Raw genomic sequence first — 23,480 nt, 5'->3', positions numbered from 1 at the left:
CGGAGTCACCATGGCCCCTACCTGGGAACCACGTCACCCACCCCACGCGGGGGTGTCACTGCTGCCGGTCCTGCTGCCCCTCGCGGTCCTGATCATGGTGGCGGTCGGCGTGGGATCGTGGCTCCAGCTCTCCGAGCGGCGGGCGATCGACACGGTCCACACCGTCGGATCCCAGGCCGCCGACCGGGTGGACGTGAAGGCCACCGTCCAGCACGTCGACGCTGCGGCCAGAGAGCTGCTCCTGCGCGTCCAGGTCACCCCCCGAGGGGCCCTCGGCGAGGAGGAGGGGACCGCGCCGGTGGCCGATCTGAGCCTCCAGACCTCCCTGGCGACCCTCGGCGACCTGGACTTCACGGCGCACGAGCGGCTCGCGACCACGGACGTGCAGGTCGCGCTCACGGACGGATCGATCAGCGACTACCCGTTCGACAGCTACGAGACCGACATCGAGTTCTGGGCACAGCTGGGCGGCAAGGAGGTACCGGTACGGGTGCTGTTCTCCAACAACGACACCCTCTTCTCGATCTCCGTGGCACCCGGGCCCTCCCCGCAGGACGCCTTCCTGAAGCTGGGGCTGATCCGATCGGGCAGCCTGCTCGTCTTCGCGGTCTTCATGATGCTCGTGATGTGGGCGCTGGCGACGTCCGTGCTCATCGGGGCCTGGTACCTGACGACCCGGAGCCCGGGCCTGACCTGGCCGGCACTCGCCTGGATGGCGGCCACCCTGTTCGCGCTCGCAGCGTTCCGCAACACCGCTCCCGGCTCACCCCCCATCGGCTGCGTCCTGGACTGGTTCGCCTTCCTGTGGGCCGAGACCGTCATCGCCCTCTGCCTGATCGCGGTCGTCATCACGGGCGTCCGCACGGCCCTCCAACCCGACGACATCCCTCCCCCCTAGACCCTGCCCGCCCGCACCCGAACCGGTGGCCAGGGGTCCGTCGGCACCGGCCCTCACCGCGCCGCAGGCGCGACATCCGGCGGAAGGCGCACCGCAGCACGCGGCGCTCCCTTCCGGGCGGACCTGGTCACGGGGCCGGACCGAGGTGCTGCTCCAGCCAGTCCGCGGCCGTGCGCCGGTACAGCCTCCGGTTGTCCGCCCGCAGGAATTCGTGGCCCTCGTTGCGCAACGTCAACTGCCGCGCCGGCACGCCGCGGTCGCGCGCCGCGCGGACGAACTGCTCCGACTCCGTCGGCGGCACGTTCGTGTCGTGCTCCCCGTGGACGGCCAGCACGGGGACGCGCAGCTGATCGATGCGGCTCATCGGGGACAGGGAGCGCAGCAGTTCCCGGTCGTGTTCGGGGTGCCCGTACTTGGCGGCTGCGGACTGCGCGATCCACGGCTCCGTACCGGCGAAGAACGTGGCGAAGTCCGACATCCCACAGACCGCGACCCCGGCGCGGAAGAGGTCGGGGTGCCACACGAGGGAGGCCATGGTGAGGTAGCCGCCGTACGAGCGGCCCATCACCCCCAGCCTCAGGGGGTCCGCGTAGCCGAGCGAGACCACGTGTGCGGCGCAGTCGGCCACGTCGTCGATCGCCGCGAACCGGCCGGCTCCGAGGTCGGCGTCCACGAAGGACCGGCCCCAGCCGGACGAGCCGCGGACGTCGGGTGCGAACACGTCCAGGCCCCTGCCGAGGAGTTCGTGGTAGAGCGGATCGAACACGGGCCGCTCCTGTTCCTCCGGTCCGCCGTGGAGGTGGATGACGCACGGGGCCGGCCTGCCAGGGTCCTGCTCCGGCGCCCGGTAGTACCAGCCACCCAGTACGAGCCCGTCCCGGGCCTCGCAGCGCAGGGGCACCGGGCGTACGGGAGGCCGCCCCGGCGGGACCGCGTCCTCGTCCCGCGCCGACCAGCCTGTGCGCGCGGGCACGAGGGCCTCGTCCAGTTCCCAGATGCCGGGCCGGCGCCGGGATCCCGAGAGGGCGGCGAACAGCCCGCCGCGCTCCACGGGCGCGATCCGGGTCACCACCTCGTGGGGCAGGACGGGATGGTGGCGCGGTCCGATGTCGCCGTCCGTACGGTCGGGGGCGAGCCCCACGCTTTCCAGCTCGGTCGCGCCGTGCGCGTTCCAGGCGAGAACGGCCCACCGGCCGTGGTCGGGCACGCTCAGCAGATCGAGGGCGGAATCCTCCCGCTCGGCGGCGACGGACAGCCCCCGGGACCTGCCCTCGGCGTCCAGCCGTACCCTGAGCAGGGCCGCGAACTCCCTTTCCGCATCGCTGCGCAGCCACAGCTCCCGCGTGTCGGCGGAGAACCGGCCGACCCAGGGGTCCCCGTCGGCGACGTGCAGGGCGAAGGTCGTGCGGCCCGAAGCCGTGTCGAGTACGAGGGCCTCCCGACGGCCTCGCGGACCGCGCCGGACGAGCGCGAAGCGGCCGTCCGCACTCATGTCGCACACGCGCAAGGAGGCCGCTCCCTCCTCGCTGAACAGCAGAACCGGTGCGGTCGCTGCGTCCGGATCCACCAGATAGGCCGCCAGCCCGCCGCTCCGGGCCGGGCCGAGGGCGGTGCCGTCGCGTTCGGACCACGCCGAGCCCGGTGTCCTTCCGCCGGTCGGCGACGCACCCTCCGCTTCCGGCGGCAGGTGTCCCGGTCCGGCGTGCTCGGAGCGCACCGGGGAGGGCTGGGCGACCGTGACGGCGAGGGCTGTGCCGTCACGCGTCCAGCATCCGAGGTGGGCCGAACTTCCCGGCTCCGCGCCCGCCAGGACCTGTCGTCCGGTGCCGTCCGGGCGGACCACCAGAACCCGGGTGTGCTCCCCGCCCCCCGGCGCCGAGGTGTAGGCGATCCAGCGCCCGTCCGGCGACCAGGACACCTCGGTCACCGGGTCGGGGTCGTCGTCCAGTACGTGCACCTCCACCCCCCGGGCGGGCCCGCTCCACAACTGGGGCACCCCCGCCCGGTCGCAGATGAACGCCACGCGCTCGCCCGTCGGGTCGGCCGACGGGTACCAGCATCCGTGGGCGACCAGGAGGGTCGGCGGGTCGACGCCACGACGGCCGGGCATCCGGACCGGCGCGGGCGCCGGCGCCGGACCCGGCACCGGGTCTGCCGCGGGCCCTCCGGCACCGGGGGGACCGGCCGCCCCGCGGGGCGTTCCGTGCGCGTGCCTCAGGGGTTCCGTGTGCTCCAGGGGCATGGGCCGCCTCTCCCGGGCTTCCGCTTCAGGCATCGGCCGCTCACTTGATTCCGTGCGTCTGCAGCCAGATCTCCAACGACGCCACTTGCCAGAGGGTGTTGGCCCCGCGTTTGGTGCGATGGCGGTTGGGTGCCTCGAGCAGGTCGTGGACCAGGCGCTGGTCGAAGATCCCGCGTCGGCGTGCTTCCGGGGCCGTGAGGGCGTGGCGTACGCGAGCCAGCACGGGTTCGGCCATGTTCCGGACCGCAGGGACCGGGAAGTAGCCCTTCGGTCGGTCGACGACTTCGAGGGGCAGGATCTTGCGTCCGATGTCCTTGAGCACGGCCTTGCCGCCCTGCGCGAGCTTGAGCTGGGGCGGGCAGGCGGCGGCCAGCTCGACGAGCTCGTGGTCCAGGAACGGCACCCTCGCCTCGAGGCCCCAGGCCATCGTCATGTTGTCGACCCGCTTGACCGGGTCGTCGGGCATGAGCGCATGGACGTCCATGCGCAGGGTCGCGTCGAGGGCGGTCGCGGCCCCCGGTGCGCCCATGTGCGCCCGGACGAACTCCATCGAGACGTCGTGGCCGGCGGTGAAGCCGGGGTGCAGCATGGCGGTGAGGTCGGCGTGCGTCCGGTCGAAGTACGCGTCCGCGTACGCCTCGTCCGCATCCGGGCGGGCGGCCGAGGCGATCCGCGGGTACCAGTGGTAGCCGGCGAACACCTCGTCCGCCCCCTGGCCGCAGAGCACGACCTTGACCTCCTTGGAGACCTGTTCCGACAGCATGTGGAACGCCACGGCGTCATGGCTGACCATCGGCTCGCTCATGGCCCCGATCGCGGCTTCCAGCGCCGACGGGAGACGGTCGGACGGGATCATGAACTGATGGTGGTCGGTCGAGAACCGTCGCGCGATCAGGTCCGAATACCGGAACTCGTCCCCCTCCTCCCCGTTCTCCGCCTCGAAGCCCATCGCGAAGGTCGTGAGGTCCTCCTGCCCCACCTCGGCGAGCAGCGCCACGATCAGGCTGGAGTCCAGCCCGCCCGACAGGAGCACGCCCACGGGGACGTCCGCGACGGTGCGCCGCCGCACCGCCGTGCGCAGCGCGTCGTGCACCGCCTCCTGCCAGAGCGCCGGGTCCTCGCCGAGGTCGGAGTGCCGGGTGTACGACGGCTGCCAGTAGCAGTGGTCCCGGTAGGTGCCGTCCCGCTCCACGACACGCACGGTGGCCGGAGGGATCTTGCGTACGCCGGCCAGTACGGTGCGGGGCGCCGGCACCGTACCGTGCCAGCTCAGGTACTGGTGGAGCGCCACCGGGTCGAGGGAGGTGTCGACTCCCCCGCCCGCCAGCAGGGCGGGCAGGGAGGAGGCGAAGCGGAGCCGGTCGCTGTCCTGGGTGACGTACAGGGGCTTGATCCCCAACCGGTCACGGCCCAGTACGACACGGCCGGTGTGGTGCTCCACCACGGCGAAGGCGAACATGCCGACGAGGGACTCGACGCAGGCACGGCCCCACTCGGCGTAGGCCTTGACCACCACCTCGGTGTCGGTGCCGGAGAAGAAGCGATGACCCAGCGCTTCCAGGCGGTCACGCAGCTCACGGTAGTTGTAGACGCACCCGTTGAAGACCGCGGTGAGACCCAGCTGGGCGTCGGTCATGGGCTGGGCGCCGCACTCGGACAGGTCGATGATCTTCAGGCGCCGATGCCCCAGCGCCACCGCGCCCTGCGACCACGCCCCTCTGCCGTCCGGTCCCCGCGCCTCCAAGGTATCGGTCATGCGTTCGACCGCGGCGAGATCCGGCCGCCGGCCGTCGAAACGCATCTCCCCGCTCAGCCCGCACACGGCGCACCCCCCACACATACGGCACCGCGGGGGTGGTGCCACCCCTGCAGGGCCTCGCTCATGGTGGGGCAACACCTGGTCACGTACGCCATTGCTACACTCCTGTGCCACTTCGGCCGACGATGGGAAGGCCGTCCCGAACAGGCGATCGACCTACGGGGCGCCTGCCCACCTCCGCGCCCCTTAAGCGATCGCTCTTCCTCACCGCCCCGGCTCGGCTGCGGGTGAGCCGCGCCGGCGGAGGTGGACGGAGAGCATGACCACGGCGGCCACCGCCAGACGCTCCGCCTGCCCGTTCCCGGAGACGTCCACGGCGAAGTCGGAGGTCGTGACGTATCCGCTCCGTCGCGGTTTCCCCTGCGTGTCGTCACTCATCGCTGCATCGCCCCGACAGGCCGCCTCCCGGTCCCCGGATGCCGGAGCTCGCTCGAACCCGTTCACCCGCGGCCCGCTCCGGACAGGAGGGCCGGTTTCACACGTTCTCCTCACGGAGGAACCACAGCTCTCCACGTATGCCCGCGCATCCGTCCCGTTCCCCACACACCACCCGACCGGCCTCCGCCCCCACGCTCCGCACGGCGCCGAACGCCGCGGGCCTCACCGCAAGATCCGAAAGAAGCGGTTTAGGTAGAGTGGACAGTCCCTGATAGCCGCCGGCCGTGCGACCCCGTCGGGGCGGGGACGCGGTCGGTCCCGAAATCGCGGAGTGCACCCATGGAGCCGTCCCCGGCCGCCGGAGCCCGGCGGTCTCGCCCAGCGCCCTCCGTCGACGACACCGGTACACTGTTCGGGCTGGAGGACCTGCGAACGGGGCCCGACCCGGCCGCCTCGGCGCGAGCGGGGCCGCTGATCGGTCCCTCGTTCCGCGACTCCCCCGCTGCCCGCCGGCTGCTCGCCGTCCGGGAGATCCACGCCGAGCCCGCAGCCGCGGCCTCGCCGCGCGGACGGCAGATCCTCGCGCGCTTTCCCGACGCCCGGGTCATCGATGTGGATTCGCACTGGCGCATCCCGCAGCTCCACGGCAACGAGGGCAACCTCGACCGCTGGGTCCGCATCAAGAGCGAGGTCCTCGTCCTCGGCGAGAAGAAGACGCTCTCCACACGTCCGAACGGAAGGTCCGCCGACTGGATCGCACCCGGTGTGGCGAACGGCTGCGCGATGGCATGCGCCTACTGCTACGTTCCGCGCCGCAAGGGCTACGCCAATCCGATCACCGTGTTCACCAACATCGAGCAGATCATCGCCCATCTCGGCCGACACGTCGCGCGGCAGGGGCGCAAGCAGGAGCCGAACCAGTGCGATCCGACGGCCTGGATCTATGACATCGGTGAGAACAACGACTGCTCCGTGGACGCCCTCATCAGCGACAACACGGCGGACCTGGTACAGGCGTTCTCGCGCTGGCCCACGGCCAAGGCCTCCTTCGCCACGAAGTTCGTCAACCCCGACCTGCTGCTGCTCGACCCGCGCGGCCGCACCCGGGTGCGCTTTTCGGTGATGCCACCGCAGGACTCCCGGCTGCTGGACATCCGGACCACCCCCGTGGAACAGCGCATCGCGGCGGCCGCGGACTTCCTGGAAGCCGGGTACGAGGTGCATTTCAACCTCTCGCCCGTGGTCATCCGGCCCGGCTGGGAAGAGGACTGGACGCAATTGCTGCGGCACATGGACGACGCCCTGCCCCGTGCCGTGAAGGAGCAGGCCGCGGCCGAGGTCATCATGCTGACGCACAACAGGGACCTGCACGAGCTGAACCTGGCCTGGCACCCCCGGGCCGAGGACGTACTGTGGCGTCCCGATCTCCAGCAACCCAAACGATCCGAGAACGGCAGCTGGAACGTCCGCTACCGCAACCGCGACAAGGCGGGAGCCGTCGACACCATCCGCCGCCTGGTGGCGTCCCACGCCCCCTGGTTGCGCATCCGCTACGCCTTCTGACGCCCCGGCCGGTCGGCTGGCGGGGCGGGACACTGACCCGCGGCCGGGCCGCCGTTGTCGTCGGGGCGATCTCTTGCTCACTCATCGCCGGCCGGGGCTCCATGCATCGTGTCGGCCGGCGGCGACGAGGACGGTGCCGGCGACCGCGGTGCCGAGGGACGGTGGCCGCGGTGAAGAACACGCCGGTCCAGGGGGTGGCGTACCCACCGGACGCCCCCGCCAGGGGCGTAGGTCCGGCGGCAAGCGGCTCAGGGCCACCCGGGTGACCTCCGCCCGGCGCACGGCCCCGTACCGCCGTGTACACGGGCGGCAGCGCGAGGATGCACGGGCCGGTTCCCCCTTCTTCGTGGCTGGAGTCTTTCCGTGCTCGAACGCAAGCAGCTCAAGGGCCGTACCCAGATCACCTTCATCCTTCCCGAGGACACTCCGGGCGGACCAGTCAGCGTCGTCGGAGACTTCAACCACTGGAACCCTGCCGCCCACCCGCTGGCTTCCCGCGGAGACGGAACCCGCGCCGCAACCGTTGCCCTTCCGGCCAACAGCGCCCATTCCTTCCGCTACCTCGCGGTCGGCGACTACTGGTTCGACGACGAACAGGCCGACAGCCACGACGGCATCAACAGCCGCCTCCACACCTGACCTGCGGCCTGCCGGAATCCGCGCCGGCCGGCCCAGGCCGGCCGGGGGCCTCGCGGCCGTCAGGATCACGGCGACAGCACGCGTGCTTCCCTGATCGCCGATCCTGGCCGGCAGCGCGGTGCGTTCCCGTGGCCGGTACGGCGCCGGCGGACTATCGCGCCGTGCCGCTCAAGGCCCGACCGTCCTGTACCGCCGTCTCCACGTCATCCACATCGCCGAACCGTACGGTGCGCAGCCGCTCCCGAGCCGCGGCCAGCGCGGACTCGATGTCACGCGTCCCGGTCGACACGCACAGCGTGTAGACCACGTCCTCCATCCGCTGCCGCACCGGTTCGTGACGGCCTGCGGCCCGCAGCCCCGACTCCCTCTCGTACTCCTCGACCAGACGGGCCAGCACCGCGGGGTGAGTCATTATCACGATCTCGCTCCTTCACACACCAGGCAGCCGAAGGCGGCCAGCCGCCACCGACACCCCGCCTGCCCCGGCACAGGCGTCCTATGCGCCACAGGCGTCGTCGCAGAACCCTTCGCCGACCAGAGCGAGCAGGGCGGACAGCAGTTCCCCATCTTCCGAAGCCCCGGAGTCGGCGTAGCCGGTGGCCCAGGACGCCGAGGCGTTCGGTGCCGTCCGGCAGCGGCACCCACCAGTGGCTTCACTCCGGGGCATCGAAGGTGATGTCGTCCACCGCGCAGAGGTCTGCGGACATGTTGCAACGCATCATCCGCAGGGCTGCCCCGGCCAGGTCGGCGTCGATGTGGGCGACCGCGTCGGTCGCCACGACGACATCGAAGTGCCGGATGTGGGCATCCAGAGCCGAGTACATCACGCACTGTTCGGTCACCTGCCCGCACAGGACGAGGCGCTCGGTCTCCAGTTGGCGCAGCAGGTAGGCCAGGGGGGTTTCGTAGAAGATCGAGTGCCGCGCCTTGACGACGAAGAGCGAGTTCTCGTCGGGCGCGACCGGCTCCACGAGATCGCTGTGGTGGCCGTCGAGGGCAGCCCGCAGGATCTCCCCGTGGTGCGAACGCCACTGCCCGAAATTGTCGTTCACGTAGATGACGGGCGAGTCGCTGGCCCGGGCGTGCTTCAACAGTGCCGTGACCCCGTGGAGCGCCTCACGGACGGACGGGACCAGGACCTCGGCGTCCTCGTGTGCGTAGGTGTTGAGCATGTCGATCACGATGAGCGCTGTGCGAGGCATGGAAGCGCCGCCTCTCGTCCCGTCCATCCAGCCTGTGACCCTCCGCCGGTGGCGGGGCCTGGGCCCGCCTCGCGAGGTCCGATCCGTCTGCTGATTCCAGTCTCCGTCATCCGGGGCGGCGGCGGCGAACCGAGCCCGCCGGTCCGACCGGCCGCTCCCGCGCTGCGCAGACGTTTGAAAGCGCGAGACACGTGAAGAAGCGACTTGACAGCGGCCTTATCTCAGGAAGACAGGAGGCCCATCATGGGCATCATTGCTTGGATCCTCATCGGTCTGTTTGCCGGCCTCATCGCCAAGGCGATCATGCCGGGCAAGGACCCGGGCGGCATCATCATCACCATGCTCATCGGCATCGTGGGCGGCCTGCTCGGCGGCTGGCTCGGCAAGGTCATCTTCGGTGTCGACTCCATCGACGGCTTCTTCGACCTCTCCACCTGGATCGCCGCCATCATCGGCTCCGTCATACTCCTGGCCCTCTACCGCCTCGTCATCGGAAGCCGGCACTCCCACCGGCATGCCTGATGGCGGCTGCGGTCCTCGCCGGCCGCAGCGAACGGCACACCCGCTCCGGGGGCGTGCTGTCACTGGCTTCCGCTGCACCGCGACGCCGCTCTCGTGCACGGCGATGACGCGCCACGCCCGGAGTGCCCGTGCCGCGGCGCGGCGCGTCGTCGTGCCGGGCACCACTCGGCTCCTGGACACCGCTCCACGCCCGGATGCGCAGGGGCCCGCCGCCGCCGTCGGATGGCGGGCAGATGCGGAAACGCAGACCATGACCCTGACGTCCCACCCCTGATCCGCCCGAGAAGGGCATCGACGGAGATCCCATGCCTCAGGAAGCGCCCCGGGTCCCCGACCCGGTGACACGCCACCCGCGCCCTCCCTTTCCCGACCAGGTGCAGGACCATCCCGGCTCCACGGAGCGGATGGAGCCACGCCCCGACCACGGTGAGGACTCCTACCAGGGTCACGACGTACTGCTCGACCGGGCGGCGGTCGTCACCGGCGGCGATTCCGGCATCGGCAGGGCCGTCTGCCTGGCGTACGCCCGCGAAGGTGCGGACGTCGTCTTCACCCACCTCCCCGAAGAGGCGGACGAGGCGGCCGAGACGGCGCGCCTGATCCGCGCGGCGGGCCGCAAGGCCGTACCGGTCGAGTGTGACATCCGTGACGAGGGGCAGTGCGCGGGCCTGATCGACCGGGCCGTGCACGAACTCGGGCGCGTCGACATCCTCGTGAACAACGCCGCGTACCAGATGTCCCAGCCCGACGGCATCGAGGCGATCACCACGGAGCAGTTCGACCGGGTGATGAAGACCAACCTGTACGGGATGTTCTGGCTGACCCGTAAGGCCCTGGAACACATGCCGCGCGGCGGCTCGATCGTCAACACCACCTCCGTGCAGGGCTACCAGCCGAGCCCGCACCTCCTCGACTACGCGATGACGAAGTCGGCGATCATCTCCTTCACCCACGGACTGGCGCAGATGCTCGCCGAGCGCGGCATCCGCGTCAACGGAGTCGCGCCCGGGCCCGTGTGGACGCCGCTGATCCCCGCGACGATGCCCGACGCGACGAAGTTCGGCGAGCAGTCACCCCTGGGCCGGCCCGCCCAGCCCGCCGAGATGGCGCCCGCGTACGTGTTCCTGGCCTCGCCCCAGGCGAGCTACATCACCGGAGAGATCGTCAACGCCACCGGCGGCACACCTCTGCCCTGACCGGTCCGCCCGGCCCCTGCAAAGGCGCCGGGCACCTGCGCTCCCGCCCCCGCCCCCGTGGCCGCCGGGCAGGCGCCCGGCAGGTGGTAGCCGTGCGTGTCGCGAGGTCGCCTGGCGGTTACGGCGCCCCGTCCGTCTCCCGGTCGGACGCCGGCCATACGTACGGCAGGTCGTCCGGTACACCCGGGAAGCGCTCCCGGTAGAAAGCCGGGTCCTTGCGCACCAGCGCGGACTGATGGCTTCGATGGAAGTCCGGTGCGCCCATCCACGGTGGCAGGTCCCCGTCGTCGGCCAGCTGCTCCTGCGTCCGCGGGGCTCCCCCCGGCTGCCACGCCCGGAAGTCCCGGACCAGGGTGACGGCACAGGTATCGGCGCGCCCCTCGGCGGTCCACACCCCGCAGATCTCCAACCCGTACCGGACGAGTGCCTCCTCGTACCCCGCCCACATCCGCACCGCGGGGTGCCTGCGCCATCCGTACCCCGGAACGACCAGGCCGCGCAGCACCTGCACGGCCTCGACCCGCTGCTTGCCGAGCCTCCGTACGTCCAGCACGGCCGCCGAGGCGTCGAACGACGGAAACGGAAGGAACGTCTGCACGAGGTCTCCCTCCAAGACGGCGGTGCAACCGGTACCCGTGGGGTGCGAAGTGAACGACTGCCCTGCGGGCACAGTGCGAGCCTGGCAGAGACTCCGGAGTAGCGCGCCCGCACCTATCCCGTCGGACGATCGGACCCCGGTCTCCCCAGGTGCCGCAACGAACGGCACGGCCCGGCCTCCCGATGAGAGCTCCTGGTCCGAATTGCGCGAGATGCGGCGTGATCGGGCTACGCGCACCATGACGGTGACACCACCGTCGATGAAGGGTTCTGCCATGCCCCGAGGTTCCAGCCCCAAGCGCGAGCGTCAGTACGAACACGTCAAGGAGTCGGGTGAGAAGCGAGGGATGTCGGAGGGCCGTGCGAAGGAGATGGCCTCCCGAACGGTGAACAAGGAACGTGCACGGGCGGGGGAGAGCACGACCGCGAGCCGCAGCTCCACCCAGGGCAAGTCCGCCTCGCAACGCGGCGGCGAGAAGTCCCGGGGCGGTGGCAGTTCATCCGAACGCACCAAGGACGACCTCTACCAGGAGGCGAAGAAGCGCGGCATCGAGGGTCGCTCCACTATGACCAAGCAGCAGCTCAGGAGCGCTCTCGGGCACTGATCGGGGGGCGGGGGGGAACCCTCGGCCAAGGCCTGTCCCCTTCCCCTCCCCGTGCCCGGTCCTGCCGCGCGCTGCCCCGCACCCGTACCGCTGCGGGCCCTCGACCACACGGGGCCCCGGCCCGGGGCGCGGCTCCGCTGCTCCGTGCGGCCTCCTGGTCGGCCGAGGGGTGACGACCGTACGTCACCAGGAGGCCGGCACGGAGCTTGAGCTGGAGGCGTCGTCCGCCGGCACCTCCGTCACATCGCCCGCAGCCGAGGGTCCTGCCGCGAGACGCCGCAGCGCCTCACGGCTTGATCGTCATATCCGCGCACCGGGTGACGACGGATGCGAGCTCGTGCCCGTCGGCGAGCAGCCGGCGCTGCGTGCGGGCGCCGTTTCCCCGTTCGTACAGGTGCGCGATCCCTTCCCGGACCCGCTCGTCATCGCCGTGGTCCTTCAACGCCTCGCGCACGTGCTGGTACAGAGCCTCGACGGCGTCCTCGGCAGGCGTCTCCCGCATGGTCTCGGGGTGCAGCAGGGGTCCGTCCAGGCCGGACCGGCCGGCCCGCCAGGACGCCAATCGCAGCAGACTCGTACCGATCCTGGCCGGAGGCCGTCCGTCCTGCCAGGCGCGGGCCGCCGTCTCGACCAGGCCGCGGATGAGGGCGGCGAGCAGGACGGGCGTGGAGGCGTCCAGGCAGACGTCTGCGACCCGGACCTCGACGGTGGGGTAGCTGGCCGACAGCCGGGCGTCGAAGTAGATCATGCCCTCGTCGCGCAGGACTCCGGTGCCGATCATCGCGCCGACCTGCTCGTGGTAGCGGTCGGCGGAGCCGAAGATGTCGACCGGTCCGGCGGACGGCCACCGGTTCCACACCCGGCTCCGGTAACTTCCGTACCCGCTGTCCTCCCCCTGCCAGAAGGGCGAGTTCGCGCTCATCGCCGTCAGCACGGCCAGCCAGGGCCGGATGCGGTCCAGGACCGCGACGCCCTCCTCGTCCGACGCGACCGACACGTGAACGTGGCATCCACAGGTCAGCTGTTCCTGCGCGGTCAGCCCGAACTGCTCGCCCAGCCACCGGTACCGTGGCCCGGCGTTCAACGACGGCTTGACGGGCAGCGGGGACGTCGCGACCGCCGCCACCACGGCTCCGGCACTCGCCGCGTGGTGGGCCGCCTCGCGGCGGATGCGGACGATCTCCTCCTGGAGCTCACCCATCTCGGTGACCGGTTTCGTGGCGAACTCCAGCTGCTCCTTCTGCAGTTCCTTCTCGAACTCATGGTCCCGTCGACCGCTCGGGCCGGGGCGCTGCCAGGCGGAGCGCTCCGCGGCCGCCAGTACCGCTCCCGACACAGCCAGCGGGGCACCGCTGTCCGCGTCCACGAGCAGCAGCTCTTCTTCCACGCCTACGCTTCGCATGTTGCCGCCTGTGGTCGAACCGTCAGATGCTCCGCGCCTGCCCCACCGCCCGTCGACCATGCTGCCCTCCTGCACGTTTGCCGTTCGCCAGCCGGGCAGACGCGGGACCGAGGAGGTGGTGCATCGTGGCGAGGTGGGTCAGTGTGCCGGGAAGAGCGAAGGCGGCGGTGGCACACACCGCCGCGTACGTGGGGCGCGGTGTGCGGCAGCCGGGCAGCGAGCGCGACGACCTGATCCTGGTCGCGAAGACGGTGGTGGCGGCCATGGTGGCGTGGACGCTGGCCCGCTACTTCCTGCCGCCCGCCGTGGCGACGTTCGCGCCGTTCACGGCGATGGTGGCCTTGCAGACGACCCTGTACCGATCGCTGCGCGACTGCGCCCAGTACGCCGTGGCCATGTCCGCCGGCTCGACGCTGGCCGCCACACTGGCGGCCACCGCGGGCATCCACGGCTGGACCTTCGGCCTTCTCACCCTGGCCGCACTCTGGCTCGGCCGCGCCCGGCGACTGGGGCAACAGGGCACCCAGGTCGCCATCGTGGCGTTCTTCGCGTTCTCCTCCGGACAGGGCCGGATCGACTACATCGGAGACCTGGCCGCTTCGGTGGCCATCGGCGTCGTCTGCGGACTCGTGGCCCACGTCGTCCTGGCCCCCGCCCGCCACACCCGCCACCGGCAGAAAGCAGCCGCCGGTCTCTACACGGAGATGAGCGAACGGATCAACGGCCTGGCCGACACCTTCGAGGCGACCACTCCCGACGCCGACCGAGTGCAGCGGTGGCGCCACGACTGGCGACGCCTCTCCCACGACTGCGACACCCTTCACCGGAGCATCGACGAGGAAGAGGAGAACAGCCGCCTCAATCCCCGCCGCAGCTTCGAAGGCGCCGCCCGGGCCCTCCCCCGGGCCCGCGAGTCGATCACCATCGCCCAGCACGCACTGGACCACCTGCGCTCCCTCACACGCGCCCTGGACCACGCCATCGACAGCGGGGAGATCGAAATCCTGCCCCCGTCCTTCCGCAGTGGTTTCGCCTCCGTACTGAGGACCTCGGCCGATGCGATCGAGGAGATCGGACAGACGTCCCCCACGGACGACAGCCGCCTCGCCGACCTGATCGAGGATGCGGCCTGCCAACTGGACCGGGTCCAGGAACGCTCCCTGACCCCGGCGGAGGGCCGGCCGGCGGCACCGACGCTCCAGGGCACCCTGCTCACCGACGCCGCCCGCCTCCTGGACGAACTCCGCTCGGGCCGGCACTCCCTCAGCCTCGCCTGAACCGGGCCTTGCGGCGGGCGCGGACGGGCGGAGCCCCCGTACGACCGCGGCCCCCACCCGCGTGTGAGTGACGTCAGGCGGCCCGGGGTGAGCCAACCGAGTTACCGAGAGGCTGTCGCCTGGATATCCGTCACTGTCCGTAGTACACCTTGTCCGGGCGTGACACTCGCCGCGACGGGTGCCTGCGCGTCCACCCGTGTGAACCGACGCGAAGGAACCCCATGGCGACGTCGACCGAGGCCGTCACACCGATCCCGGTACCGGGCCGCTCGTTCGGAAGCGTGTTGGTCTCCTGGCTGACCACCACGGACCACAAGAAGATCGGGCACCTGTACCTGATCGCGTCGTTCGGGTTCTTCCTCATCGGCGGGGTCCTGGCACTGCTGCTGCGCGCGGAGCTCGCCCGGCCCGGGATGCAGATCGTCTCCAACGAGCAGTACAACCAGATCTTCACCCTGCACGGCACGATCATGCTGCTGTTCTTCGCGACACCGACCTTCGCCGGCTTCGCCAACGCGATCATGCCGCTCCAGATCGGCGCACCGGACGTGGCCTTCCCGCGGCTGAACATGCTGTCGTTCTGGCTGTTCCTCTTCGGCGGCCTGATCGTCGTGGGCAGCCTGCTCACCCCGAACGGCACCGCGGACTTCGGGTGGACCGCCTACACGCCGCTCAGCAGTTCGACGCGCACTCCGTCGATCGGCGGCGACATGTGGATCATGGGCCTGGCCCTCTCCGGGTTCGGCACGATCCTCGGCTCGGTCAACTTCGTCACCACGATCATCTGCATGCGGATGCCCGGCATGACGATGTTCCGGATGCCGATCTTCACCTGGAACATCCTGCTGACCTCGGTTCTGGTGCTCTTCGCCTTCCCCGTCCTGGCGGCGGCCCTGCTGGTGCTGGAAGCGGACCGCAAGTTCGGTGCCCAGGTCTTCGACCCGCAGAACGGCGGCACGCTCCTGTGGCAGCACCTGTTCTGGTTCTTCGGGCATCCCGAGGTCTACATCATCGCGCTGCCGTTCTTCGGCATCGTCACCGAGATCTTCCCCGTGTTCTCCCGCAAGCCCCTGTTCGGCTACCTCGGCCTGATCGGCGCGACCGTCGCGATCGCCGGCCTGTCCCTGACCGTGTGGGCGCACCACATGTTCGCCACCGGGGCGGTGCTGCTGCCGTTCTTCTCGTTCATGACGTTCCTGATCGCGGTGCCGACAGGGGTGAAGTTCTTCAACTGGATCGGCACCATGTGGAAGGGTTCCATCTCGTTCGAGACACCCATGCTGTGGGCGATCGGGTTCCTCGTCACCTTCCTCTTCGGCGGTCTGACCGGCATCATCCTGGCCTCCCCGCCGATGGACTTCCACGTCACCGACTCCTACTTCGTGGTGGCCCACTTCCACTACGTGGTCTTCGGGACGGTCGTCTTCGCGATGTTCGCCGGCTTCTACTTCTGGTGGCCGAAGATGACCGGCACCATGCTCGACGAACGCCTCGGCGCCATCCATTTCTGGACCCTGTTCATCGGCTTCCACCTCACCTTCCTCGTCCAGCACTGGCTCGGCGCCGAAGGCATGCCACGCCGATACGCCGACTACCTCGCCGCCGACGGATTCACCGCACTGAACACCCTTTCCTCCATCGGCGCGTTCCTCCTCGGCGCCTCGACCCTGCCCTTCCTCTACAACGTGTGGAAGACCGCCAAGTTCGCCCCCCGCGTCGACGTGGACGACCCGTGGGGATACGGCCGCTCCCTGGAATGGGCCACCTCATGCCCCCCACCCCGGCACAACTTCGTGACCCTGCCCCGCGTGCGCTCCGAATCACCCGCCTTCGACCTCCACCACCCCGAAATCGTCGCCTTCGACTACGCGGGCAACCACAAACGCGACGTCATCGACCAGGACAAGGCCTCCGCTCCCCGCGGGTCCCTACCCGGCCAGGGCCCGGAGCAGCCCCAGTAGGCCCGGGCCGGCGATGACCGAGCGCTCGAAGGAAACGGCCGCCGGGCTCGCGCGGATCGAGGGGTACCTGATGAGCCAGGCAGCCCTTCAAGAAGCCGAAGACCAGGGCGACGCCTTCGCCCGCGGGCTCACCTGGCTGGGCCCCGGCGAACAGCACGAGATCAGCCGGCAGTTCGCCCGGCACCACCTGCGCCTGCGCCGGGAGATGCTCACGGCGACCGTGGCACGGGCGGCTGAACTCAGAACGGAATACGCACAGCGCTACACCCACCTGCGCCGACGTCTCGTCGGCCTGACGCTGGCGGCGTTCGCGGTGTGCGCGCTCACCCTGGCCGTCCTTTTGCGTCCATGACCGTCTCCGGCATCTCGACCGGACCTTCCACCAGAATCGGGCCTTCCGGTCGGGACTGTCAGAGCGACTGGGCACGGATTCCGTGGTCAGGCCCTGCTGCTGCAGCCAGGCCCGGCGCGACCGCAGAACGGGCCCCCACGGTACGTACGCCCTCGCGGTGGCCCCGGTGACCAGCCCCCTCGCGGTCAGCCGGTCGACGGTTTCCTGCGATCCGCACATGCCGGAATGCACCATGAGCAGCACGCCGCCCGGCTTCAGCAGGGCGGCCGCACTCGTGCAGATCCGGTCGATGACCGCGCGGCCGTCGGGACCGGCGTCCCACGCACGCTGCGGCCCCCGCGAGGACGCCGGCTCCCCGGCGTGCCGCTTGGAGGGCCGGCGCAACGGTGCCCGTACCGATTTCCAGAACGTCGGCTCCGGGACTCAGCGGTTCCTGAGCGAGTGTGCTTCCGGTGGTCGCCGGCAGCGCGTGCTGCTGTGCGTGCGTGCTGTGCCGAGGCAGATGCAGCGTCGGCGGCGGCCGGTGGACCGCGCGCGGGACACCGAGCGAGCCTCGGGCCCTTCGGGGTCCGAGGCTGGCTGGCATCCGCCGAAATCCTCCGGGCGGGTAGCTGTGCGGTCGCGTCAGGCTGCGGCGGGGAAGCGTTCCCAGACACGGTGGGCTGCGAGCAGTTCCAGGAGCTGGGGCAGTGCCTGTGGACCGTCTGTCACGATGACGCCGGGCTCGCCGACGGAGATGCCCGCGGCCTCGAAGAGCGCCTCGGCGCCGCCCCAGCCGGCGAGGGCCTTGCCGTGCCGGTAGGCCTCGGCGAGCAGCGCCATGACGCGTGGGTCGCCGGCGGCGGGCCTGGGGTCTGCGGCCTTGGCGTCGCGGGCACCGTAGGCGTCGGCGCCCGCACCCGGCAGGCCCGCGAACAGCAGCGCGTCGAATTCGACCGAGCGCGCGGTGGCGAAGGTGCGCTGGACGGTGACCGTGTCGCCGCCGGCGCCGAGTGCACCACCGGCCGGGGCGATGACCAGGGGCACCATGCCTGCGTCCAGGACGGCCTCGCGGATCTCGCGCACGCCCGCCACGTCGACGCCCTGGTCGGTGACGATGCCGATGACGCGTCCGTCCACCGGCCAGATACGGCCGACCTGGGACAACGCCGGGCTCGGGCGGACGTCCGCGAGGGGTTCGGTAGCGGCGGGCACCGGCAGCCCGAGCCCCACCGCCACCTGCGCACACAGTTCGGGGTCGATGTTGGCCAGTACGGCCAGCGCGCGTTCCTTGACGGCCTGCTCGTAGCACTTGGACAGCTCGAAGGTGTACGCGGCGATGATGTGTTCGCGCTCGACGGGACTCATGCTCAGCCAGAACAGGCGGGGCTGGGAGAAGTGGTCGCTGTAGGAGGCGGGTGCTTCGCGGACCTTGCGTCCTGTCGGAACCTCGACCGGCACTTCGATGAACGCACCGGTGTCGGCGCCGGCGAAGAAGGGGCAACCACCGTCGAGGCTGTTGGGCTTGTACGGGGCCACGCCGCGGTGCACGGCGGTCTGGTGGAAGCCGTCGCGCTGCATGTCATTGACAGGAGCGTGGGTGCGGTTGATCGGAATCTGCGGGAAGTTGGGGCCGCCGAGCCGGGTGAGCTGGGTGTCCAGGTAGGAGAAGTTCCGCCCGGCCAGCAGCGGGTCGTCGGTGGCATCGATGCCGGGCACCAGATGCCCGGTGTGGAAGGCGACCTGCTCGACCTCGGCGAAGAAGTTCGACGGGTTCGCGTTCAGCGTCAGCAACCCGACCGGCTGCACCGGCGCGAGTTCCTCCGGCACGATCTTCGTGGAGTCGAGGAGGTCGATTCCCTCGAACATCTGGTCATCGGAGTCCGGGAAGGTCTGGATGCCCAGCTCCCACTGGGGGAACGCCCCGGACTCGATGGCGTCGAAGAGGTCGCGGCGGTGGAAGTCGGGATCCACGCCCGCCAGGATCTGCGCCTCTTCCCAGACGAGCGAGTGCACGCCGAGTTTGGGCTTCCAGTGGAACTTCACCAGCGTCGTGACGCCCTGTGCGTTGACCAGGCGGAAGGTGTGGACGCCGAAGCCCTCCATCATCCGGTAGGAACGCGGGATGCCGCGGTCGGACATGTTCCACAGGGTGTGGTGGGTCGCCTCGGTGTGGAGGGACACGAAGTCCCAGAACGTGTCGTGCGCGGACTGCGCCTGCGGGATCTCCCGGTCCGGATGCGGCTTGCCGGCGTGGATGACGTCGGGGAACTTGATCGCGTCCTGGATGAAGAACACCGGGATGTTGTTCCCGACCAGGTCGAACACGCCTTCCTCGGTGTAGAACTTCGTGGCGAACCCGCGGGTGTCGCGCACCGTGTCGGCGGAACCGCGGGAACCGAGCACGGTGGAGAACCGCACGAACACCGGCGTCTCCACGTCCCGGGCGAGGAACGCGGCCTTGGACACCGCTTGCGCCGTGCCATAGGACTGGAAGACACCGTGCGCGGCCGAGCCGCGGGCGTGGACCACCCGCTCCGGAATCCGCTCGTGGTCGAAGTGCATCAGCTTCTCGCGCAGGTGGTGATCCTGCAGCAGCACCGGCCCCCGCGGGCCCGCCTTGAGCGAGTGATCCGAATCGGGCAGGCGCGTGCCCTGCGCGGTGGTCAGGTAGGCGCCGCTCTGCGCCATCCTGGCGTGCTCCGCCCCGGTGGGCTGTCCGGTGGGGCTGACGGTCTCCGGGCCGCTCTGGTCCGCCTTCGGCGGGAGAGGCTCGACCGGATCGACGGGCTCGGCGAGCTGAGGAGAGACCAGGGCCGGCTTGCCGGGGACTCCGTCCTCAGGTCCCCCTGCCGGACCGGCGTGCATGACGCCGGAGATCTTGTCGGCGACGGCCTTCACCGGGTTCTTCTCGGACATCACATCTCCAGACACAGGGGGCGGGCCCTCGGGCCCTACACCTGTGACCCGCAGGGAGGCCTCCTGAAACCTGGACTAGCCTGTCCGGTCGAGAGCGGACCGCGCTCTCCTCCTCGTGGCCGATCGCGCCGACACCCTGGAGAGAATCCCACCCGCTGCACACGGACGCGCGGACGCGGGCGGCCGGAGTCTGCCTCTGTCCGCGTGCGGCGTCGCGGCGGGGATGGGTTCGGGGTATGACCCACCCTGGTCCGGCGGGAACCCGGTGCTGCCCGCCGTGCGCCTGCGGGCTCCTCCGCCTCAGGGGGCCGGCCGTGACGGGCTCTCGATCCGGCGGGCGGAGACGGCCACGAGCCTCCGCGTCGCCGGGCGGCAGCTCAGGCCGGGCGGGGTGCGTGGTGCGGGTGGCCGACGGTGCGGCGCGCTTCCTTCAGCTCGGCTTCGTAAAGGTGCTCCCTGCCCTCGGCCAGGCTGTGCACCGCCTGGTGTTCGAGTTCCCGGAACGGCTCGTAGTACGTCCGGTTGTACGCCTCGACGATCTGGAAGGTCCAGTGTCCCGGGATGACGTTGCGCCCCAGAACTTCCCTCTCGACGCGGTCCGCCCATGCGTCGTGGCCGGCCTCCCGCAGCAGCCGGACGGCCCGGTCGAGCTCCAGGTCCGCCGTCCCGGTCAGCTGGTGGAATCCGTAGAGGTGCCCGCGAGCGCGCTCCACCGTTTCCACTGCCTTCGAGAGCGACCCCAGTGCCTCCACCGTCAGATCGCTGACTCCGTCGGGGCGCTCGTGTGCACGATCGGGTCCGTCTTCGCAGCGCGTCATGAACCTCTGGTCCCCGGAGGTGCGGCTATGCAAGCGCCGCGGGCTGCGGACCGCCCGAAAGGGCGACCACCCTGTGACGCGTCTTCCGACTGCCCTCGGTGAGTCCGCTCACCGCACCCTGTCGACGGCGTGCCGCTCTCTCCTGCCGCGACGCTCAGGTCACGGGGTGAAGAGGACCTTGACGGCGCCGTCCTGCTTCTTCTGGAACATCTCGTACGCCTCCGGCGCCTCTTCGAGGGGCATTCGGTGCGTGGCGAAGTCCTCGACGCCGAGGGGATCCCCGTCGCTGAGCAGCGGGAGGATGTCGTCGACCCAGCGCCAGACGTTGGCCTGGCCCATGCGCAGCGTGAGCTGCTTGTCGAACATGGTCAGCAGGGGCAGCGGATCGGCGGCACCTCCGTAGACCCCGGACACCGAGATCGTGCCGCCGCGACGGACGAGGTCGATGGCGGTGTGGAGCGCGGACAGCCGATCGATTCCTGCGCGCTTCATCATGGCTGCGGCCAGGGAGTCCGGCAGGAGGGTGGTCATGCCCTGGGCGGCGGCGGCGATACGACTGCCGTGGGCCTCCATGCCGACGGCGTCGATGACGGCGTCGGGGCCCCGCCCTCCCGTGAGCGCGCGGACCGCGTCCGCCAGGTCCTCGCCGCAGGCCTGGATGTCCAGGGTGTGGATGCCGCGCCGGCGGGCCCGCTCCAGACGCTCGGGAACGAGGTCGATGCCGATGACCGTACCGGCGCCGCGGTGAGCGGCGATGCGGCAGCTCATGTCACCGATGGGGCCCAGGCCCAGGACGGCGACACTCCCGCCCTGCGGTACGGCCGCGTACTCGACGGCCTGCCAGGCCGTGGGCAGCACGTCGGACAGGTAGACGAAGCGGTCGTCGGGCGGCCCGTCGGGGACCCGGATCGGAAGCGAGTTCCCGAACGGGACGCGCAGGTACTGGGCCTGCCCGCCCGGAACCTGACCGTAGAGCTTGGTGTAGCCGAAGAGGGAGGCGCCCGTGCCGTGCTCGTGGACCTGTGTCGTCTCGCACTGGGACTGCAGCCCCTGGTCACACATGAAGCACGACCCGCAGGAGATGTTGAAGGGGATCACCACGCGGTCCCCCCGCTTCACGGAGGTGACGTCCTGTCCCACCTCCTCGACGATGCCCATGGGCTCGTGGCCCAGGATGTCGCCGGGGTCGATGAAGGCTCCCAGAACCTCGTAGAGGTGCAGGTCCGAGCCGCAGAGGCCGGTGGTCGTGATCTTGACGATCACGTCGTCGTGGTCGCGGATCGCAGGGTCGGGCACGGTGTCGACGCGTACGTCCCGCTTGCCGTGCCAGGTGAGTGCCCTCATGACGCCTCCTCGCAGACTGTGCTGCCTCGCTCCGGTCCCCGGGGTCCTCGTGCCCCGCACGGTGCGCCTGCCCGGGGCCGTTCCGACGAACCCGTTCCGACCGGTTCGTCCCGGCTCCGCTCCGGCCCGCCAGGACGACCTCCGCGGACGGCCGGCGCGGCGCCGGCGCATCAGACGCGTGGGCCTGGGCAGTCGCCGGACATGAACCGACTCCCGGACACCGGTCACTCCTACTGGATGCGGACGGCCGCCCTGCCGTCCTTCCCCCCGCTCTCAGGGGCCGCGGAGGCCGATGTGGCGGTGATCGGCAGCGGCATCGTCGGTCTCAGCACGGCATGGGAACTGGCCCGGGCGGGTCTCACGGTCACCGTGCTGGAAGCGGACCGGCTCGCGGGAGGCGTCACCGGCCATACGACGGGAAAGCTCACCGCGCTGCACACCGCCGTGTACGACACCCTCCGGAGCAAGCACGGAGAGGACGCCGCCCGCCGGTACGCGGAGTCCCAGGGCGCCGCGCTGCGGCACGTCATCGAGGTGGCCGAGGAACTCGGCATCGACTGCGAACTGGAGAGGCGCCCCGCACTCACCTACTGCGAGCAGCCCGAGGGCGTCGGGGCGTTGCGCGCGGAGGCCGAAGCGGCGAGGTCGGCAGGGCTCAGCGCGTCGTTCGTCACCGAGACCGGTCTGCCCTTCCCCGTCGCCGGCGCCGTCAGGGTGGAGGACCAGGCCCAGTTCCACCCGCTCAAGTACCTGCGCGGTCTCGTCCACGAGATCGTCGCGCTCGGCGGCCGGATCCACGAGGGCACCCGCGTCACGGAACTCGACGACGGGGACCCGTGCCGCCTGACCACCGACTCGGGGGCCACCGTTTCCGCCCGGCACGTCGTGGTGGCCACCCACCACCCCGTGTTCGACCATGCTCTGCTCGCCACCCGGCTGACCCAGCACCGTGACCTCGTGATCGCGGGGCCCCTGCCCGCTCATCGAGACCCCGGGGGCATGTACATCACCGAGGAGGGCGGCAAGCGGTCCGTCCGGACCTCGCCGCTCGCGGACGGGAGCCGGCTCCTGATCGTCACCGGAGAAGCGTTCACCCCCGGCGAGGGCGGGGACACCGACGCCGGGTACGCCCGCCTCCAGGCCTGGACCGAGCAGCACTTCCCCGACGTCACGATCGCCCACCGGTGGGCGGCACAGGACAACAGCGCCACGGATACGTTGCCCCTGATCGGCGCAATGCCCGGAGGAGGCGAGAACGTCTACGTCGCCACCGGCTTCGCCGGATGGGGCATGACGGGCGGGGTTCTGGCCGGGACGGTCATCGCGTCCCTCGTCAACGGCGAGGAGGAGCCGTGGGGCGGTCTGTACGACCCCGGCCGCCTCGGTTCCGCCCTTCGGTCCGCTCCCACGCTCCTCAAGGCGCAATGGGAAACCGGGAAGCACTTCGTCAAGGACCGCCTCGACACGCTCGGCGAGGGCACCAACGGCCCCGTCGAAAGCCTGCGGCCCGGTGAGGGGACCGTGGTCCGGGCGGGCGGCAAGCCGTGCGCCGTACACCGTGACGACCGGGGCGGATTGCACGCCGTGTCCGCCGTCTGCACTCATCTCGGGTGCCTCGTCGCCTTCAACAACGCCGAACGGACGTGGGAGTGCCCCTGCCACGGCTCCCGCTTCGGCATCGACGGCCGGATCCTCCAGGGACCGGCCCTCCGTCCGCTGGAACGCCGGGATCCCGGAGAGCTCTGACCGGTCCCCCGGCCCTGACGG

20 protein-coding genes are annotated in these 23,480 nt (G+C 70.8%); 10 read left to right on the top strand and 10 right to left on the bottom strand.

The features are described 5' to 3' along the window. Window positions 1-10 precede the first annotated feature (10 nt). Window positions 11-898 (top strand): DUF4436 family protein, encoded by an 888-nt coding sequence (locus tag ACFWUZ_RS03410; protein ID WP_384366169.1) that lies wholly within the window; start codon window positions 11-13, stop codon window positions 896-898. A gap of 127 nt (window positions 899-1,025) precedes the next feature. Here ACFWUZ_RS03410 and ACFWUZ_RS03405 read toward each other — a convergent pair whose 3' ends face one another. The 3 genes from ACFWUZ_RS03405 to ACFWUZ_RS03395 all read right to left on the bottom strand — a co-directional run bounded on the left by ACFWUZ_RS03405 (window position 1,026) and on the right by ACFWUZ_RS03395 (window position 5,337). Continuing rightward, window positions 1,026-3,140: a S9 family peptidase gene (locus ACFWUZ_RS03405; RefSeq protein WP_384366166.1), complete on the bottom strand. Its 2,115-nt coding sequence runs from the start codon at window positions 3,138-3,140 to the stop codon at window positions 1,026-1,028. Between the two features lie 40 nt (window positions 3,141-3,180). Continuing rightward, window positions 3,181-4,962, bottom strand: a complete 1,782-nt coding sequence (locus ACFWUZ_RS03400; RefSeq protein WP_384366164.1) for an N-acetylglutaminylglutamine amidotransferase — start codon at window positions 4,960-4,962, stop codon at window positions 3,181-3,183. Between the two features lie 201 nt (window positions 4,963-5,163). Further along, complete coding sequence (locus ACFWUZ_RS03395; RefSeq protein ID WP_384366161.1) at window positions 5,164-5,337, bottom strand: DUF6766 family protein; 174 nt, start codon at window positions 5,335-5,337, stop codon at window positions 5,164-5,166. Between the two features lie 339 nt (window positions 5,338-5,676). On the opposite strand from ACFWUZ_RS03395, the gene ACFWUZ_RS03390 reads away from it, so the two are divergent. Then, entirely contained in the window at window positions 5,677-6,900 is a 1,224-nt protein-coding gene (locus ACFWUZ_RS03390; RefSeq protein WP_384366158.1) for a spore photoproduct lyase family protein, read from the top strand. Window positions 6,901-7,263: 363 nt separating this feature from the next. After that, window positions 7,264-7,539 carry an isoamylase early set domain-containing protein gene (locus tag ACFWUZ_RS03385; protein ID WP_384366155.1) on the top strand — a complete coding sequence of 92 codons (276 nt, stop codon included), beginning with the start codon at window positions 7,264-7,266 and terminating at the stop codon, window positions 7,537-7,539. 151 nt (window positions 7,540-7,690) lie between these two features. On the opposite strand, the gene ACFWUZ_RS03380 is transcribed toward ACFWUZ_RS03385, so the two are convergent. Together ACFWUZ_RS03380 and ACFWUZ_RS03375 are read right to left on the bottom strand one after the other, a co-directional pair. Beyond that, a complete protein-coding gene (locus ACFWUZ_RS03380; RefSeq protein ID WP_384366152.1) occupies window positions 7,691-7,951 on the bottom strand; it encodes a DUF5133 domain-containing protein in 261 nt (86 codons plus the stop codon). A gap of 241 nt (window positions 7,952-8,192) precedes the next feature. Next, complete coding sequence (locus ACFWUZ_RS03375) at window positions 8,193-8,741, bottom strand: isochorismatase family cysteine hydrolase (protein WP_384366149.1); 549 nt, start codon at window positions 8,739-8,741, stop codon at window positions 8,193-8,195. A gap of 243 nt (window positions 8,742-8,984) precedes the next feature. Here ACFWUZ_RS03375 and ACFWUZ_RS03370 point away from each other — a divergent pair, with 243 nt between their 5' ends. Beyond that, window positions 8,985-9,263 carry a GlsB/YeaQ/YmgE family stress response membrane protein gene (locus ACFWUZ_RS03370; RefSeq protein WP_384366145.1) on the top strand — a complete coding sequence of 93 codons (279 nt, stop codon included), beginning with the start codon at window positions 8,985-8,987 and terminating at the stop codon, window positions 9,261-9,263. Between the two features lie 305 nt (window positions 9,264-9,568). Next, window positions 9,569-10,459, top strand: coding sequence for an SDR family oxidoreductase (locus ACFWUZ_RS03365; RefSeq protein ID WP_384366142.1), 891 nt, complete (start codon window positions 9,569-9,571; stop codon window positions 10,457-10,459). Window positions 10,460-10,577: 118 nt separating this feature from the next. Here the strand turns inward: ACFWUZ_RS03365 and ACFWUZ_RS03360 are convergent, their stop codons facing one another. After that, window positions 10,578-11,057 carry an MSMEG_6728 family protein gene (locus ACFWUZ_RS03360; protein WP_384366139.1) on the bottom strand — a complete coding sequence of 160 codons (480 nt, stop codon included), beginning with the start codon at window positions 11,055-11,057 and terminating at the stop codon, window positions 10,578-10,580. 274 nt (window positions 11,058-11,331) lie between these two features. Here ACFWUZ_RS03360 and ACFWUZ_RS03355 point away from each other — a divergent pair, with 274 nt between their 5' ends. Further along, window positions 11,332-11,661, top strand: coding sequence for a plasmid stabilization protein (locus ACFWUZ_RS03355; RefSeq protein WP_384366136.1), 330 nt, complete (start codon window positions 11,332-11,334; stop codon window positions 11,659-11,661). A 286-nt stretch (window positions 11,662-11,947) separates the two neighbouring features. Here ACFWUZ_RS03355 and ACFWUZ_RS03350 read toward each other — a convergent pair whose 3' ends face one another. Beyond that, the gene (locus ACFWUZ_RS03350; protein WP_384366133.1) at window positions 11,948-13,063 is read right to left on the bottom strand and encodes a glutamate--cysteine ligase; all 1,116 of its coding nucleotides are present in this window, start codon (window positions 13,061-13,063) and stop codon (window positions 11,948-11,950) included. 167 nt (window positions 13,064-13,230) lie between these two features. Between ACFWUZ_RS03350 and ACFWUZ_RS03345 the strand changes: the two genes are divergently transcribed. From ACFWUZ_RS03345 to ACFWUZ_RS03335, 3 genes are all read left to right on the top strand, one after another. Beyond that, window positions 13,231-14,340 carry an aromatic acid exporter family protein gene (locus ACFWUZ_RS03345; RefSeq protein ID WP_384366131.1) on the top strand — a complete coding sequence of 370 codons (1,110 nt, stop codon included), beginning with the start codon at window positions 13,231-13,233 and terminating at the stop codon, window positions 14,338-14,340. A 221-nt stretch (window positions 14,341-14,561) separates the two neighbouring features. Beyond that, a complete protein-coding gene (ctaD, locus tag ACFWUZ_RS03340) occupies window positions 14,562-16,301 on the top strand; it encodes a cytochrome c oxidase subunit I (protein WP_384366128.1) in 1,740 nt (579 codons plus the stop codon). Window positions 16,302-16,314: 13 nt separating this feature from the next. Next, on the top strand, window positions 16,315-16,653 hold the full coding sequence (locus ACFWUZ_RS03335) for a hypothetical protein (RefSeq protein ID WP_384366125.1): 339 nt from the start codon (window positions 16,315-16,317) through the stop codon (window positions 16,651-16,653). Window positions 16,654-17,277: 624 nt separating this feature from the next. Here ACFWUZ_RS03335 and ACFWUZ_RS03330 read toward each other — a convergent pair. From ACFWUZ_RS03330 to ACFWUZ_RS03320, 3 genes are all read right to left on the bottom strand, one after another. Beyond that, window positions 17,278-19,551 (bottom strand): catalase, encoded by a 2,274-nt coding sequence (locus ACFWUZ_RS03330; protein ID WP_384366122.1) that lies wholly within the window; start codon window positions 19,549-19,551, stop codon window positions 17,278-17,280. Window positions 19,552-19,928: 377 nt separating this feature from the next. Beyond that, window positions 19,929-20,369, bottom strand: coding sequence for a hypothetical protein (locus ACFWUZ_RS03325; protein ID WP_384366119.1), 441 nt, complete (start codon window positions 20,367-20,369; stop codon window positions 19,929-19,931). A gap of 159 nt (window positions 20,370-20,528) precedes the next feature. Then, on the bottom strand, window positions 20,529-21,713 hold the full coding sequence (locus ACFWUZ_RS03320) for a zinc-dependent alcohol dehydrogenase (RefSeq protein ID WP_384366116.1): 1,185 nt from the start codon (window positions 21,711-21,713) through the stop codon (window positions 20,529-20,531). 201 nt (window positions 21,714-21,914) lie between these two features. Here ACFWUZ_RS03320 and ACFWUZ_RS03315 point away from each other — a divergent pair, with 201 nt between their 5' ends. Next, window positions 21,915-23,459, top strand: coding sequence for an FAD-dependent oxidoreductase (locus ACFWUZ_RS03315; RefSeq protein ID WP_384366113.1), 1,545 nt, complete (start codon window positions 21,915-21,917; stop codon window positions 23,457-23,459). Window positions 23,460-23,480: the final 21 nt, after the last annotated feature.

Origin of the sequence: Streptomyces sp. NPDC058646 (assembly GCF_042716875.1) — a bacterium.
Classification (GTDB): domain Bacteria; phylum Actinomycetota; class Actinomycetes; order Streptomycetales; family Streptomycetaceae; genus Streptomyces.
Note: the sequence above shows the minus strand (reverse complement) of the source record. Positions and strands in the feature narration are given on the sequence as shown.

What these genes read in the sequence shown, in the direction of transcription:
- ACFWUZ_RS03390 (WP_384366158.1), top strand. Translation starts at nt 5,677, where the DNA reads ATGGAGCCGTCCCCGGCCGCCGGAGCCCGGCGGTCTCGCCCAGCGCCC.
- ACFWUZ_RS03355 (WP_384366136.1), top strand. Translation starts at nt 11,332, where the DNA reads ATGCCCCGAGGTTCCAGCCCCAAGCGCGAGCGTCAGTACGAACACGTC.
- ACFWUZ_RS03370 (WP_384366145.1), top strand. Translation starts at nt 8,985, where the DNA reads ATGGGCATCATTGCTTGGATCCTCATCGGTCTGTTTGCCGGCCTCATC.
- ACFWUZ_RS03380 (WP_384366152.1), bottom strand. Translation starts at nt 7,951, where the DNA reads ATGACTCACCCCGCGGTGCTGGCCCGTCTGGTCGAGGAGTACGAGAGG.
- ACFWUZ_RS03330 (WP_384366122.1), bottom strand. Translation starts at nt 19,551, where the DNA reads ATGTCCGAGAAGAACCCGGTGAAGGCCGTCGCCGACAAGATCTCCGGC.
- ACFWUZ_RS03395 (WP_384366161.1), bottom strand. Translation starts at nt 5,337, where the DNA reads ATGAGTGACGACACGCAGGGGAAACCGCGACGGAGCGGATACGTCACG.
- ACFWUZ_RS03335 (WP_384366125.1), top strand. Translation starts at nt 16,315, where the DNA reads ATGACCGAGCGCTCGAAGGAAACGGCCGCCGGGCTCGCGCGGATCGAG.
- ACFWUZ_RS03320 (WP_384366116.1), bottom strand. Translation starts at nt 21,713, where the DNA reads ATGAGGGCACTCACCTGGCACGGCAAGCGGGACGTACGCGTCGACACC.
- ACFWUZ_RS03410 (WP_384366169.1), top strand. Translation starts at nt 11, where the DNA reads ATGGCCCCTACCTGGGAACCACGTCACCCACCCCACGCGGGGGTGTCA.
- ACFWUZ_RS03365 (WP_384366142.1), top strand. Translation starts at nt 9,569, where the DNA reads ATGCCTCAGGAAGCGCCCCGGGTCCCCGACCCGGTGACACGCCACCCG.
- ACFWUZ_RS03325 (WP_384366119.1), bottom strand. Translation starts at nt 20,369, where the DNA reads ATGACGCGCTGCGAAGACGGACCCGATCGTGCACACGAGCGCCCCGAC.
- ACFWUZ_RS03350 (WP_384366133.1), bottom strand. Translation starts at nt 13,063, where the DNA reads ATGCGAAGCGTAGGCGTGGAAGAAGAGCTGCTGCTCGTGGACGCGGAC.
- ACFWUZ_RS03405 (WP_384366166.1), bottom strand. Translation starts at nt 3,140, where the DNA reads ATGCCCCTGGAGCACACGGAACCCCTGAGGCACGCGCACGGAACGCCC.
- ACFWUZ_RS03375 (WP_384366149.1), bottom strand. Translation starts at nt 8,741, where the DNA reads ATGCCTCGCACAGCGCTCATCGTGATCGACATGCTCAACACCTACGCA.
- ctaD (WP_384366128.1), top strand. Translation starts at nt 14,562, where the DNA reads ATGGCGACGTCGACCGAGGCCGTCACACCGATCCCGGTACCGGGCCGC.
- ACFWUZ_RS03315 (WP_384366113.1), top strand. Translation starts at nt 21,915, where the DNA reads ATGAACCGACTCCCGGACACCGGTCACTCCTACTGGATGCGGACGGCC.